Origin of the sequence: Burkholderia sp. ABCPW 11 (assembly GCF_001523445.1) — a bacterium.
In the GTDB taxonomy this organism is placed as follows: Bacteria; Pseudomonadota; Gammaproteobacteria; order Burkholderiales; family Burkholderiaceae; genus Burkholderia.
Map to the genome: position 1 here is coordinate 84,941 of NZ_LOVM01000046.1, position 14,216 is coordinate 99,156.

Annotated in this window: 8 protein-coding genes; 6 read left to right on the top strand and 2 right to left on the bottom strand. The window is 69.9% G+C overall.

Annotated features, from left to right (window positions below; all coding sequences use genetic code 11):
* Positions 1–7 precede the first annotated feature (7 nt).
* Genes WS61_RS18670 through WS61_RS18695 form a run of 6 tightly spaced genes read left to right on the top strand, consistent with a single transcriptional unit; the run spans position 8 to position 7,466 of the window.
* On the top strand, positions 8–577 hold the full coding sequence (locus WS61_RS18670; RefSeq protein ID WP_059502271.1) for an isoprenylcysteine carboxylmethyltransferase family protein: 570 nt from the start codon (positions 8–10) through the stop codon (positions 575–577).
* Positions 578–594: 17 nt separating this feature from the next.
* The gene (locus WS61_RS18675) at positions 595–1,878 is read left to right on the top strand and encodes a glycosyltransferase (RefSeq protein WP_059502273.1); all 1,284 of its coding nucleotides are present in this window, start codon (positions 595–597) and stop codon (positions 1,876–1,878) included.
* Positions 1,875–3,470 carry a DHA2 family efflux MFS transporter permease subunit gene (locus tag WS61_RS18680; RefSeq protein WP_059502275.1) on the top strand — a complete coding sequence of 532 codons (1,596 nt, stop codon included), beginning with the start codon at positions 1,875–1,877 and terminating at the stop codon, positions 3,468–3,470. Before WS61_RS18675 ends, WS61_RS18680 begins: the two co-directional genes overlap by 4 nt.
* 10 nt (positions 3,471–3,480) lie before the next feature.
* On the top strand, positions 3,481–4,419 hold the full coding sequence (locus WS61_RS18685; RefSeq protein ID WP_059502277.1) for a glycosyltransferase family 2 protein: 939 nt from the start codon (positions 3,481–3,483) through the stop codon (positions 4,417–4,419).
* A gap of 6 nt (positions 4,420–4,425) precedes the next feature.
* Entirely contained in the window at positions 4,426–6,273 is a 1,848-nt protein-coding gene (locus WS61_RS18690) for an efflux transporter outer membrane subunit (RefSeq protein WP_059502279.1), read from the top strand.
* The gene (locus tag WS61_RS18695; protein ID WP_059502281.1) at positions 6,273–7,466 is read left to right on the top strand and encodes an efflux RND transporter periplasmic adaptor subunit; all 1,194 of its coding nucleotides are present in this window, start codon (positions 6,273–6,275) and stop codon (positions 7,464–7,466) included. The genes WS61_RS18690 and WS61_RS18695 overlap by 1 nt, the downstream gene beginning before the upstream one ends.
* 116 nt (positions 7,467–7,582) lie before the next feature.
* Here the strand turns inward: WS61_RS18695 and WS61_RS18700 are convergent, their stop codons facing one another.
* Positions 7,583–10,585, bottom strand: a complete 3,003-nt coding sequence (locus WS61_RS18700) for a GLUG motif-containing protein (protein ID WP_059502284.1) — start codon at positions 10,583–10,585, stop codon at positions 7,583–7,585.
* A 151-nt stretch (positions 10,586–10,736) separates the two neighbouring features.
* Positions 10,737–14,168, bottom strand: a complete 3,432-nt coding sequence (locus WS61_RS18705) for a GLUG motif-containing protein (RefSeq protein WP_059502286.1) — start codon at positions 14,166–14,168, stop codon at positions 10,737–10,739.
* Positions 14,169–14,216: the final 48 nt, after the last annotated feature.

Consider the following 14,216-nt stretch of genomic DNA (forward strand, 5'->3'; position numbering starts at 1 on the left):
GCCAGCCGTGAATATCGTTCAGACCATCGCCATCGTCGTTCCGTGGGCCGCGTGGCTCGCGTACTGGATCGCCACGTCGCGGGGCGTCAAGACGACCGTGCGCAAGGAAGCGTCGCGCTCGCGCACGCTGCAGTCGATTCCGCTGATCGTCGGCGGCGCGCTGATCATCCTGCCCGATCCGACGTGGCAGGCGCTCGCGCCCGACTGGCAGCGCTTCGGGCTGCAGGCGCAGTGCGGGCTCGCGGTGCTGGTGGCCGGCCTGCTGTTCTCGGTGTGGGCGCGGCTGCATCTGGGCACGAACTGGAGCGTATCGGTCACGCTGAAGGAAGATCACGAGCTCGTGCGCACGGGGCCGTATGCGCTCGTGCGTCACCCGATCTACACCGGCTGCCTGGTCGCGCTGGTCGGCGCCGCGTTGATCGGCGGCGAATGGCGCGGCGCGATCGGCGTGCTGCTCGTGTTCGCGTCGCTCGCGTACAAGGTGCGCGTCGAGGAGAGCTGGCTGACCGGATATTTCGGGCCGGCCTACGTGCAGTACCGCCGCGAAGTGGCGGCGCTGATCCCCGGCTTTTACTGATCTGCGCGAGGCGCGCGATGGCGAAGATGATCGTGACCGCGATCGGCTCGGCGGGCGACGTGCATCCGATGCTCGGGATCGCGCGCACGCTCGCGGCGCGCGGTCACGAGGTCGTGTTCTGTACGCATGCGCCGTTCGAGGCGGCCGTGCGCCGCTGCGGGTTCGCGTTCGTGCCGGTCGGCACCGCGGCCGACTATGACGCGGCGATGGCGAACCCGGCGCTGTGGGATCCGCGCACGTCGTTCCGCACGCTGTGGCAGGTGATCGCGCCGACGCTGCGCCCGCATTACGACGCACTGCGCGCGCTGACCGATGCCGACACCGTGCTGGTCGGCACGCTGTGGGCATTTTCCGCGCGCTTCATGCAGGAATTGCACGGCACGCCGTACGTGTCGGTGCAGGTGTCGCCGTCGACGCTGCTGTCCGCGCATGCGCCGCCGACCCACCCGCGCCTGACGATTCCCGCACGCTGGCCATTGCCGCTGAAGTCGGCGCTGAAGACGCTGATCGAGCGGCTGGTGCTCGACCGCGTGTGCGGTCCGGCGCTCGACGCGGTGCGCCGCGAGCTCGGGCTCGCGCCCGCGCGGCGCGTGCTCGGCCGCTGGCTGCATTCGACCGACGGCGTGCTGTGCCTGTTTCCCCGCTGGTTCGCGCCGCCGCAGCCCGACTGGCCGTCGAACCATCTGCAAAGCGGTTTTCCGTTGTTCAACGATATCGCGACGCCCGACGACGATGCGGCACTCGATGCGTTTCTCGCGGCGGGCGAGCCCCCGGTCGTGTTCACGGCCGGTTCGACGCGCGTCGATCACGTCGCGTATGCACGCGCAGTGACGGAAGCGCTGCGCGCGACCGGCGCGCGCGGCATCCTGCTGACGCCGGACGAGCGCGCGACGGACGGCGACCGGCTGCTCGTGCGCCGTTTCGTGCCGATGCGCACGCTGCTGCCGCGTTGCCGCGCGCTCGTGCATCACGGCGGGATCGGCACGGCGGCGCTCGCGTGCGAAGCCGGCATCGTACAGGTCGTCACGCCGTTCGCGCACGACCAGTTCGACAACGCGCAACGCGTCGTCGCGAACGGCTGCGGCGTGCGGGTCGACGGCCCGCTCGACGGCGCACGGCTCGGCGCGGGGCTCGCGCGCGCGCTCGAAGAACCCGCGTTCGCGGTACACGCGGAGCGTACGCGCGCGCTGCTCGCAGCCGCGCCGGACGGCTGCGGCGCGGCCGCCGATTTCATCGAACGGTTCGTACCCAGGCGCGGGCGGCTGGCCGTACGGGCCGATGTCGCGGTGGCCGGCGCATGAGCACCGCGTCGCCGCTTCACGACGGACCGGTTGCGCCGTCCGCGTTCGACGTGCCGGCGCCCGTGCCGGCCGCGCAGCCGGTGCGCGGCATCCGCCTCGCACTGCTGACGTTCGCGCTGTCGCTTGCGACCTTCATCGAAGTGCTCGACTCGACCGTGACGAACGTCGCGGTGCCGGCGATCTCCGGCAGTCTCGGCGTATCCAACAGCCAGGGCACGTGGGTGATCAGTTCGTATTCGGTCGCGGCCGCGATCGCGGTGCCGCTGACCGGCTGGCTCGCGCGGCGCGTCGGCGAGCTGCGGCTGTTCGTCGGCGCGGTGCTGTTGTTTACGCTGACGTCGCTGCTGTGCGGGATGGCGCGCGACCTGCACGTGCTCGTGATCTGCCGCGCACTGCAGGGATTGTGTTCGGGGCCGATGGTGCCGCTGTCGCAGACGATCCTGCTGCGCACGTTCCCGCCCGACAAACGCACGATCGCGCTCGCGCTGTGGGCGATGACGGTGCTGCTCGCGCCGATCTTCGGGCCAGTGGTCGGCGGCTGGATCGTCGACAACTTCTCGTGGCCGTGGATCTTCCTGATCAATTTGCCAATCGGGCTGTTCTCGTTCGCGGTGTGCACCGCGATGCTGCGGCCCGACGCGCAGCGCGGCGCGGCCGGCCCGATCGACGTGCCGGGCATCGTGCTGCTCGTGATCGGCGTCGGCTCGCTGCAGGCGATGCTCGATCTCGGCCACGACCGCGGCTGGTTCGATTCGCCGCTGATCGTCACGCTCGCGGTGGTCGCGGCGCTCGCGATCGTATCGCTGCTGATCTGGGAGGCGGGCGAAGCGCATCCCGTCGTCGATCTGAGCCTGTTTCGCGACCGCACTTTCTCGTTCTGCGTGCTGATCATCTCGCTCGGGATGATGAGCTTCTCCGTGGTCGGCGTCGTGTTTCCGCTGTGGATGCAGGCCGTGATGGGCTACAACGCGTTTCATGCGGGGCTCGCGACCGCGTCGCTCGGCGTGCTCGCGCTCGTGTTCTCGATCCTCGTCGGGCTGCATGCGCACCGCTTCGACGCGCGCGTGCTCGCGACGTTCGGCTTCCTCGTCTTCGCGGCCGTGCTCGCATGGGACGCGCATTTCACGCTGAAGATGACGTTCGCGCAGATCGCCGCGCCGGGGCTGATCCAGGGTATCGGCCTGCCGTGCTTCTTCATTCCGCTCACTGCCGCCACGCTGTCGCGCATTCCGGACGACCGGCTCGCCGCCGCATCGAGCCTGTCGAATTTCCTGCGCACGCTGTCGGCTGCATTCGGCACGGCGATGAGCGTGACGCTGTGGGACAACCGCGCGACCTATCACTACGACGTCGTGTCGCAATCGGTCACGCATGCATCGGCGAACACGCAACGCTTCGTGCATGCGTTGAACACGATGGGCGTGGACGGCGTGCGCGAGCTGACGACGCTGCATCAGGTCGTGATGCAGCAGGCGTACATGATGGCGACCAACGACATGTTCTGGATGGCGAGCATGACGTGCCTCGCGCTCGCGGCGATGATGTGGCTGACGCGACCCAGGCGCGGCGCGGCAGCATCGTTCGGGCATTGAGGAACGGACCATGACGACACTCGGCGCACTCGTGATCCTGTATCACCCGAGCGATGCACAGCTCGACGCGCTGCGCGGATGGCGGCACGCGTGCGACGCGCTGCTCGTCGTCGACAACACGCCGCAGCCCGATATGCGGGCCCGCGCGCTGTGCGCGTGCGAAGGTATCGCGTGGCTGCATCACGGCAATCGCGGCGGTATCGCGGGCGCGTACAACGCGGGGCTCGCTGCGCTGTTTCGCGATCGCGTCGACGCGGTCGCGCTGTTCGACCAGGATTCGTCGGTGCCGGCCGCGTATTTCCCGACGATGCGCGAGATCTGCGCGGCGCGCGCGGGGTGTGCGTTCATGGCCGGCCCGCGCATCTTCGACGAGAACGCGCGCAGTTTCCTGCCCGAACTCGCGACGAACGGCATCGGCTTGCGCCGCCTGCGCATCGAAGCGGGCACGCCGATGCAGCGCTGCGCATTCCTGATCTCGTCGGGCTGCGTCGTGTCGCGCGATGCGTTCGCCGTGCTCGGCCGCTTCGACGAGACGCTGTTCATCGATCACGTCGACACCGAATACAGTTTCCGCGCACTGTCGCGCAACGTGCCGCTCTATGTCGTGCCGTCGCTGGTGCTGCCGCACCGGATCGGCGCGAAACGGCGGCATGCGATCGGTCCTTTCCAAATGACGTCGATGAATCACTCGTGGCAACGGCGCTACTACAGCGCACGCAATGCGGTGCAGTTGGGCATGCAGTACGGGCTGCGCTTTCCGGTGGCGCTCGTGCCGAACCTGCTGACCGTGTGGCAGATCGTGCAGATCGCGCTTGTCGAGCGCGACAAGCGCGCGAAGCTAGCGGGCATTCTGTTCGGCGTCGCGGACGGCCTGTTCGGCCGGCTCGGCCCGCTCGAGCGCACGCGGCCGCGTCTGGCCGCGCGGGCGCAGCGCGTTCGGCAGGGGTGAGGCGCGATGCAGCGTATGACGAAACTCGCGGGGATGAAGGGCCGCGCGACGATCGCGGCGGCGGCCGTGCTGCTGGCGTTGGGCGGATGCGTGCCGTCGGGCTTCCTGCCTTCGCTGTCGCTGCGCGCGCCGGCCGACGATGCGCTTGCGCGCACGGCCGGCGCCGGCGCGAACGGCGCGTGGCCGGCGCCCGATTGGGTGAAGCAGTTGCAGGATCCGCAGCTCGACGATCTGGTAGCCGACGCATCGCAGAATAGTCCCGATGTACAGGTCGCGCAGGCGCGGCTGCGGATCGCGCAGGCGCAGCTTCAGCAGTTCGATTCGCTGATGGGGTTGACGGGCACGGCCGGCGCGACGATCAGCCGCGCGCGGATGCCGAAGCCCGGCGATATCGCCGACGTCACGGCCGGCGGCTATCGCGTGCCGGTGCAGATCTTCGGCGATCCGAACGTGTCGCCGTCGTCGATCTTCGTCGGGCTGAACTATCAGCTCGACCTGTGGGGCAAGAACCGCGCGGCGACGAAGAGCCTGCTGTCGCTGCGCGACGCGGCCGGCGTCGAGGCCGAGCAGGTGCGGCTCACGCTCGCCGTCGCGATCGTCACCGTGTATTGCCAGCTGGACCAGGCGTACGCGATGCGCGACCTGTTGCAGCAGAAACTGAAGATCAGCCAGCGCGTGACGGCCGTGCTGCGCGAGCGCACCGCGCGCGGCCTCGACAACGCGTACGACGCGAGCGATGCGTCGATCAAGCGCAGCCGCCTGCTCGAGCAGATCGCGCTGAACGACGAGCAGATCAAGCTCGCGCAACTGCAACTCGGCGTGCTGTCCGGCCGCGGCCCGGAGCGCGGGCTCGCGCTGCAGCGGCCGCGCGTCGGCGCGTTCCCCGGTGGCGCGCTACCGCCAAGGTTGCCGGCCGACCTGCTCGGCCGCCGGCCCGACATCGTCGCCGCGCGGCTGCGGGTCGAAGCCGCGTTCGCGAACGCCGACTCGACGCGCGCGCAGTTCTATCCGGACGTGAATCTCGTGGCGCTCGGCGGCTTGTTCGCGTTGACGCCCGCGTCGCTGTTCTCGCGCGATTCGCTCGCGGGCTCCGTCGGCCCCGCGATCTCGCTGCCGATCTTCGATCGCGGCCGGCTGAAGGCGAAGCTCGGCGCGGACGTCGCGCAGGCCGACGTCGCGATCGGGTTGTACAACAAGACCGTCGACGACGCGCTCGGGCAGGTCGCGCAACTCGTCACGTCGCTGCAGACGTCGCAGACGCTCGTTGCGCAGCAGCAGGACGCGGTCGCGGCCGCGCAGAAGATCGTGCAGATCGCGGCGGATCGGCATCGGCGCGGCGTGCTGATGCAGAAGGACGTCGATGTCGCGGATCTCACGCTGATCGACGAGCGCGCGCAGATGATCGCGTTGCTCGGCAAGCAGCGGACGCTGCGGGTCGGGTTGATCGGCGCGCTGGGCGGCGGGTTCGATGCGGGCGGCGGGGCGTCGGCGCCCGCTTCGGCATCGACGCCGGCCGTTCATCAAGCGCGCGGCGGCGCGGCGAAGCGAGGACCGGCGACGACGGCGGCGACCTTGAGCCGGGCGACCGCGACGGCGGCGCCGCCCGATGCGCGTTCGGCTGCCGGGACCGCGCGGCAGGCTGCCGGATCCGGCAGCACGTCGACCGACGGTGTCGCATCGCGCGATGCGGCGGCCCGTCCATCGAATGCAGCCGCGGCGAGCAACGACCCGGTGCGCCGCGGCGTGCCCGATCCGACTCGTACCGCGTCCGCGAGCCCGGCGGCCAACCAGCCCGGCACGCCGGCCATTCCGCTGTTTCAGCATGACCGCCTGATCGTTACGCAAAGCGACTGATGCATCACGACAACCTTCATACCGCCGCGCCGCCGGCCGCACTCGACGGCGATCCGACTCTCGACGCGCGCCGTGCGACGCGCCGCAAGCGCTTCATGGTGTTCTTCGCGATCGTGCTCGCGGCTGCGCTCGCATGGCTCGCGTTCTGGCTGTTGAGCGAGCGCTACTACGAAGACACCGACGACGCGTATGTCGCGGGCAGCATCGTGCAGGTCGCCGCACAGATTCCGGGCACCGTGACCGACGTGCTGGCCGCCGATACGCAGACGGTGCGCGCCGGGCAGCCACTCGTGCGGCTCGACGATGCCGAGGCGTCGGTCGCGTTCGCGCAGGCGAAGGCGCAACTCGTGCAGGCCGTGCGGCAGGTCGCGAACGCGAAGATCTCGAACACGATGTACGTCGAAGCGGTGAACGCCCGGCGCGCCGACCTGCAGCTCGCGCAACGCGCGCTGGCCGCGCGATCGGGCGCGTCGGTCGAGATCGTCGCGCCCGAGGAACTGGCGCGCGCCCGCGCGGCGGTAGCCGGCGCGCAGGCCAACCTGGCGGCCGCGCAGGCGCAGCTCGATGCGGCGCGTGCGCTCGGCACTCGGCTGCCCGTCGACGAGAGCCCGGCCGTCGTGCAGGCGGCCGCGCAGTTCAAGCTCGCGTACCGGAACCTGAAGCGCGCGACGATCGTCGCGCCGGTCGACGGCACGGTCGGGCAGCGCTCGGTGCAGGTCGGCCAGCAGGTCGGGCCCGGCGTGCCGCTGCTGTCGATCGTGCAGTTGAACCGGTTGTGGATCGACGCGAATTTCAAGGAAGGGCAGATCCGCCACATGCGCATCGGGCAGCCGGTCGAGGTCGTGTCGGATCTCTACGGCTCGCGCGTCGTCTATCGCGGCCGCGTGCAGGGATTTTCGGCGGGCACGGGCAGCGCGTTCTCGATGCTGCCGTCGCAGAATGCCGCCGGCAACTGGATCAAGGTCGTGCAGCGCGTGCCGGTCGTGATCGCGATCGATCCGCGCGATCTCGCCGCGCATCCGCTGCGGGTCGGGCTGTCGATGCGCGCGACGGTCGACACGCACGATCGCAACGGCCACGCACTCGACAGCGAGCCGCCGACGCCGGCGGTCAGCACGCGCGTGCACGACGGCGTGGCGAGCGAGGCCGAGGCAGCCGCTGCGGCGATCATTCGGGAGAATCGGGGAGGGTAGCGGCAGGGTAGCGGCACGGCTCGTCGTGCATCGCCGCCGATGCGGGGGAACGAACGAGCGCGTCGTCGTTCCCCCGCGCGCAGGCGGTCACATTCCCCGCCTGCGCCGGGTCATGGTCAGAAGAACGCGAACTGGCCGCCGATCAGCGGCACCTGCGCCGCGTCGCCGGACGCCGTGTTGCCCTTCATCGACGTCATCGCGAAGCCCGCGAGCCCGCCGTAGCGCTGGCCGTAGCCCGGCGTGTAAGCGATCCGGCTGGTGGTCGACGATGCTTGCGTGGTTCCGAAGTCGATGCCCACGATGCCGCCGAGCGTGGCGTTCAGGCCGCCGCTTACGGTGCCGGACGACGACGATCGGTCGATCGTGCCGCCGTTGAGGCCGACCAGGCCGCCGATCTTCGCGCGTGCGCCGCCGCTGACGCTGCCGCTTGCGTCGGACAGCACGATCGAGCCGCGCGTGTGGTTGCCGACGAGCCCGCCCGCATTGCTGTCGACGCCGGCGGAAACGGCGCCTTGCGCATGCGACGAGGCGACCGTACCGATGTTGCGGCCGATCAGGCCGCCGGCGTCGCTATTGGCGAGAACCGATACCTTGCCGGACGCGTTGCTGTACTCGACGTGGCCGCTGTTCATGCCGACGAGGCCGCCTGCGGTGCCGTTCGCGCCGACGGAAGCGTTGCCGGATGCGCTGGACCTCGACACGCGACCGTTGTTGCGGCCGACGAGCCCGCCCGCCGTCGCATCGTTGCCCGCGACGGTGACCGTACCCGTGGCGTTCGATTTGTCGATCGTACCGGTGGCGGCGTTGATGCCGACGAGGCCGCCTGCCGTGCCGCGCGCACCGCTTGCGACATCGCCGCTCGCGCGCGATGCGGCGATCGTGCCCGCGTTGATGCCGACCAGCGCGCCGACGGTGCTTGCCGCGCCGGCAGCGACGCGGCCGGACGCGCCGGATCCGCGAACCGTGCCGTCATTGCGCCCGACGAGGCCGCCGACGGCCGTGCTGGTGCCCGCGACGTAGACCTGCCCGGCGCTCGTCGAATCGAGAACGTCGCCGGTGTTGATGCCGACAAGGCCGCCGATTCCGTTGGACCCGTTGTCGGGCAGCGTGCCCGCGGCGCCGATGGAGACGCTTGCGTCGGCGCGGCTGCGCGAGATCGTCGCTGTGTCGAGCCGGCTGTCCGGCGACGTGATGTTTTCGCCGACGAGCCCGCCGAGTGCAGTCGTGAAGCGGTCGCCCTGCACGCGGCCCGACACCGACGCGCGATCGATCGTGCCGCTCAGATTCAGGCCGACGAGGCCGCCGGCGACGTTGGTCGGGGAGCCGCCGCTCGTCACCGACACGTTGCGCGCGTGCACGTTCGATAGCGTGCCCTGCACGTTCGCGCCCACCAGCGCACCGACCATCGCGGGGCCTCGGCTGTAGTTCGCCGTGCCGCGTGCCGATACCGAATCGAGCGTCAGGTTCGCGATCGTGCCGACGTTGGACGCGAACAGGCCGACGAGCGGTCCGTTGTTGTAGACCGAGAACCCCGAGATGGTGTTGCCGAGGCCGTCGAACGTGCCGGCGAACGCCGTGTCGCCGCCGATGCTGCGGAACGCGCTGCTGCCCTTGATCGTATTGCCGAGCACGTAGCGGCCTTTCAGGTTCGCATCGACCGCACGCAGTTGTTCGACGTTGTGGATCACGCGATAGGCGTGCCCGTTTGCGCTGAACGACGCATTCGCGCCCGACAGCGTGACGGCTGCATTGTCGTTCAACACATGGCCGTTGCCCGAGTTCAGCGCGAGCGCGGCGTTCGCGCCGGTCAGCGCGAGCGGGCCGTCGATGTCGATACGCTTCGCGGCGTCGACCGCCAGTCCCGCACGGTCGCCGTGCGCATTCAACGCGCGTTGCAGCTTCACGTTGCCGAGCTGCGATGCGAGCGACAGCGTGTGGTCGCTGCTCCAGTCGACCGCGCCGTCGGCCGACAGGTCGCCTGCCGTGCCGGTCAATGCGACGTCGGTCGTGCCGAGGTTGCGCGACAGCGTAGCCGCGCCGATCGTTGCGTTCGCATCGTCGGCGACGCGTGCGTTCGCCGTGTCGATCTTCCACGTGCCCGAGCGGCCGTTCGCACCGCGCGTGTCGACCGTGGCATCGTTGGCAACGCGGACGTTCGTGCCGCGCGTCGCAATTTCGCCGCCGTTGCCGGCCGTGGCGCTCGCGTCGAGCGTGCCGCCGGCCAGCACCGTGCCGCCGTCGAGCGTGATGCGCCCGCCGTGGCTGTTCAGCCCGCGCGCCTCGATGGTGCCGGTGTTGTTGACCACTGCGCCGAGCAGATCGCCCGCGGCGCGGGCGGTCATCAGCACGTCGCCGCCGTCGGCCTTCAGCAGGCCGCCGTTGCTTGCCTGCGCATCGACGGCGCCGCCTTCGACCTGCACGCTGAGCAGGTCGCTGCCGTCGAAGTTGACCTTGAATGCGTTGCCGGCGCCGAGCGCGACGCGGCCCATCTTCGCCTGGATCACGCCGGTGTTGGACACGCGCGCGCCGAGCAGCGCGACGCTGCCGCCGTCGGCCGCGGTGATGTTGCCGGCGTTGGCGACGGTCGCGGCGGACGAGCCGGCGAAGCGATAGTTGCCGGCGAGGAAGTCGGCGTCGGACAGGTTCTGCGTGGACGCGACGAGGCTGCCGACGTTGACCTGCGAGCCGGCGCCGAACATCACGCCGTTCGGGTTGACGAGGAACACCTTGCCGTTGGCGTCGATGCGGCCGTCGATCTGGCTGCCGCGCGAGCCGATCACGCGGTTCAGCGCGATGGACGAACTGCCGGGCTGGTGGAACGACACGCGTTCGCCGCCGGCGACGCCGAAGTCCTGCCAGTTGGTGATGAGCTTGTCGGAATGCTGATTGATGGACATCGTCTTGCCGTCGGCGGACGTGGCGATGTCGGCGTGGCCGGCGACGACGGCCTGACCGGTGGGCAGTGCGTGTGCGGGCAGCGCGACGAGGCCGAGCAGCGACACGGCGCCGGCTGCGACGAGCGTACTGCCGCCGGCTTTACCGCGTCGGCGCGCGGTTTCCCCGACCGCATTCCAGCACGCCTGAGCGTGATTCCACACCAATGCATAGGTCTTGTTCATTGTTATCCTCGATAACGGATGTTGGTAGATTGATCAGTCAACCTTACTGATTCATAAAATGGCGGATTGGTCGTCCGCTTCAGGTGGCAGACGATCATGCTGTCCGCCACCCGTACCGCCGCGGGCGATCAGGCCGCCCGCCTGCGTCGCATCACGGCCAGACGGTGCCGAACTGGTTGCCGACGAGCGGCACGTTCATCGCATCGCCCGACACCGTATTGCCCTGCATCGACGTCTTCGAGAAACCCGCGATGCCGCCATATTGCTGAGCACGGCCGTGCTCCCACGCGACCCGGCTGCTGGTCGACGACGCCTGCACGGTGCCGAGGTTGGTGCCGACGAGACCGCCGAGGGTCGCGAACATGTCCCCGCTCACGGTGCCGGACGACGACGACTGGATGATCCTGCCGCCGCTGCGGCCCACCAGGCCGCCGACATTGGCGCTCTGGCCGCCGGTCGCGTTGCCGCTCGCTTCGGACAACTCGATCGTGCCGCCCGCGCCATAGCCGACGAGGCCGCCGACATAGCTCTTGTCGCCGCTGCTGACGGCGCCCGACGCACGCGAGCCTCGCACCGTGCCGTTGTTGAAGCCGATCAGTCCGCCGACCTGGCTCGCGCCGACGGCCGTGACCGTGCCGCTTGCCGACGACGACTCGACGGTTCCGGTATTCCGGCCGATCAGCCCGCCCGCCTCGCTGTTCGCACCGGCGCGAACCATGCCGGTTGCGCTGACGTTCGCGACGCGGCCGCCGTTGATGGCGACGAAGCCGCCGACGCGGTTGTTCGCTTCGCCGCGCGCCATGCCGTGCGCGGACGACGACGTGATCGTCGAGTTCGCGTCGGTGATGCCGGCGAAACCGCCGATCGTCATGACCTCGATCCCGCTGACGTTGCCGCTTGCGCTCGATCCGTCGATCTTGCCGCCGGACGCGTTGCGGCCGACGAAGCCGCCTGCCAGTGCGTTCGCAAAGACCGTCACGTCGCCGGTCGCGTTCGACGCTTCGATCGCTGCGCGGTTGATCCCGACGAGCCCGCCCGCGACACCGGCCTTGCCGCGTGCCGCCACGTCGCCGTGCGCGTTCGATGCATGGATGCGGCCGCCGTTGGTGCCGACGAGTCCGCCCGCAATACCGTTAGAAGCGCTGACGTCGCCGGATGCGCTGGAGCCGTCGATGAGTCCGTCGTTGGCACCGACGAGGCCGCCTACGATACCGTTCGTCCCGACGCCGACGCTGCCGGATGCGGCGGATGCCGTCACCTGGCCTCTGTTATGGCCGACGAGTCCGCCTGCCTTGCTACCCGTGTCGGCCGAGAGGCGGCCGCTCGCCCGCGATGCGTCGATGGCGCCCGTGTTGACGCCGACCAGTGCGCCGACGGTGCTGTTCGTGCCGGCGGAGATCTGGACGGCCGCGTCCGAGCCGCGCACCGTGCCGTTATTGCGCCCGACGAGACCGCCGATGGCCGGGCTCGCACCCCGGACGTATACGTCGCCCTTGCTCGACGAATCGCGGATGTCGCCGCTGTTGAAGCCGGCGAGCCCGCCGATTCCGCTCATCGCGTTGGTCGGCAGCGCGACAGCGGCATCGATAAAGACGCTCGCGTCGGTATGGCTGCGAGCGATCGTCGCGGCGCCGAGCCGCTTGTCCGGCGACGCGACGTTCTCGCCGACGAGCCCGCCAAGCGCGGTCGTGTAGCGGTCGCCCTGGACGCGCCCCGACACCGACGCGCCATCGATCGTGCCGCTCAGGTTCCGGCCGACGAGGCCACCGGCGACGTTGGCGGGCGAACCGTTGCTCGTCACCGACACGTTGCGCGCGTGCACGTTCGACAGCGTGCCCTGCACGTTGCCGCCCACCAGCGCACCGATCGCGGTGGGGATGCCGCGAGCGCTCGGCATACCGCGAGCCGACACCGAATCGAGCACCAGGTTGGCGATCGTGCCGCTGTTGACCGCGAACAGACCGACGAACGGCCCGCTGTTGTAGACGGACAGCCCGGAAATCGTGTTGCCGAAACCGTCGAACGTGCCGGTGAACGCCGCGTTGCCGCCGATGCTGCGGAACGTGCCCTTGCCCGTGATCGTGTTGCCGAGCACGTAGTGGCCGTTCAGGTCAGCGTCGACTGCGCGCAGTTGGTCGACGTTGCGGATCACGCGATAGGCCTGCCCGTTCGCGCTGTACGACGTGTCCGCGCCCGACAGCGTGACGGCTCCATTGCCGCTCAGCACATGGCCGCTGCCGGAGTTCAGCTCAAGGGCGGTGTTGCGGCCCGTGAGTGCGACCTTGTCGTTGATGTTGATGCGTCGTGCGGCGTTGACGGCGACGCGTGCGTTCGCGCCGCCGGCCGTCAGCGACTTGCCGAGCGTCACGTCGTCGCGCACGGACGTCAGCGTGAGGCCGTGATCGCTGTTCCAGCCGATTGCGCCGTCGGTCGCCAGCGCGCCGTCGGTGCTCGTCAGTTCGACCGACGTCGTGCCGAGGTTGCGCGACAGCGCGGCCGCGCCGATCGTTGCGTTCGCATCGTCGGCGACGCGTGCGTTCGCCGTCTCGATCTTCCACGTGCCCGAGCGGCCGTTCGCACCGCGCGTGTCGACCGTGGCATCGTTGGCAACGCGGACGTTCGTGCCGCGCGTCGCAATTTCGCCGCCGTTGCCGGCCGTGGCGCTCGCGTCGAGCGTGCCGCCGGCCAGCACCGTGCCGCCGTCGAGCGTGATGCGCCCGCCGTGGCTGTTCAGCCCGCGCGCCTCGATGGTGCCGGTGTTGTTGACCACTGCGCCGAGCAGATCGCCCGCGGCGCGGGCGGTCATCAGCACGTCGCCGCCGTCGGCCTTCAGCAGGCCGCCGTTGCTTGCCTGCGCATCGACGGCGCCGCCTTCGACCTGCACGCTGAGCAGGTCGCTGCCGTCGAAGTTGACCTTGAATGCGTTGCCGGCGCCGAGCGCGACGCGGCCCATCTTCGCCTGGATCACGCCGGTGTTGGACACGCGCGCGCCGAGCAGCGCGACGCTGCCGCCGTCGGCCGCGGTGATGTTGCCGGCGTTGGCGACGGTCGCGGCGGACGAGCCGGCGAAGCGATAGTTGCCGGCGAGGAAGTCGGCGTCGGACAGGTTCTGCGTGGACGCGACGAGGCTGCCGACGTTGACCTGCGAGCCGGCGCCGAACATCACGCCGTTCGGGTTGACGAGGAACACCTTGCCGTTGGCGTCGATGCGGCCGTCGATCTGGCTGCCGCGCGAGCCGATCACGCGGTTCAGCGCGATGGACGAACTGCCGGGCTGGTGGAACGACACGCGTTCGCCACCGGCGACGCCGAAGTCCTGCCAGTTGGTGATGAGCTTGTCGGAATGCTGATTGATGGACATCGTCTTGCCGTCGGCGGACGTGGCGATGTCGGCGTGGCCGGCGACGACGGCCTGACCGGTGGGCAGTGCGTGTGCGGGCAGCGCGACGAGGCCGAGCAGCGACACGGCGCCGGCCGCGACGAGCGTACTGCCGCCGGCTTTACCGCGTCGGCGCGCGGTTTCCCCGACCGCGTTCCAGCACGCCTGAGCGTGATTCCACACCAATGCATAGGTCTTGTTCATTGTTATCCTCGATAACGGAGTTGTTGGAGTCGATCAGTGGAACGAACT

Bases quoted from the DNA above. Each gene is read 5' to 3' on its own strand.
- WS61_RS18675 (WP_059502273.1), top strand. From the start codon at position 595: ATGGCGAAGATGATCGTGACCGCGATCGGCTCGGCGGGCGACGTGCAT.
- WS61_RS18680 (WP_059502275.1), top strand. From the start codon at position 1,875: ATGAGCACCGCGTCGCCGCTTCACGACGGACCGGTTGCGCCGTCCGCG.
- WS61_RS18685 (WP_059502277.1), top strand. From the start codon at position 3,481: ATGACGACACTCGGCGCACTCGTGATCCTGTATCACCCGAGCGATGCA.
- WS61_RS18690 (WP_059502279.1), top strand. From the start codon at position 4,426: ATGCAGCGTATGACGAAACTCGCGGGGATGAAGGGCCGCGCGACGATC.
- WS61_RS18695 (WP_059502281.1), top strand. From the start codon at position 6,273: ATGCATCACGACAACCTTCATACCGCCGCGCCGCCGGCCGCACTCGAC.
- WS61_RS18700 (WP_059502284.1), bottom strand. From the start codon at position 10,585: ATGAACAAGACCTATGCATTGGTGTGGAATCACGCTCAGGCGTGCTGG.
- WS61_RS18705 (WP_059502286.1), bottom strand. From the start codon at position 14,168: ATGAACAAGACCTATGCATTGGTGTGGAATCACGCTCAGGCGTGCTGG.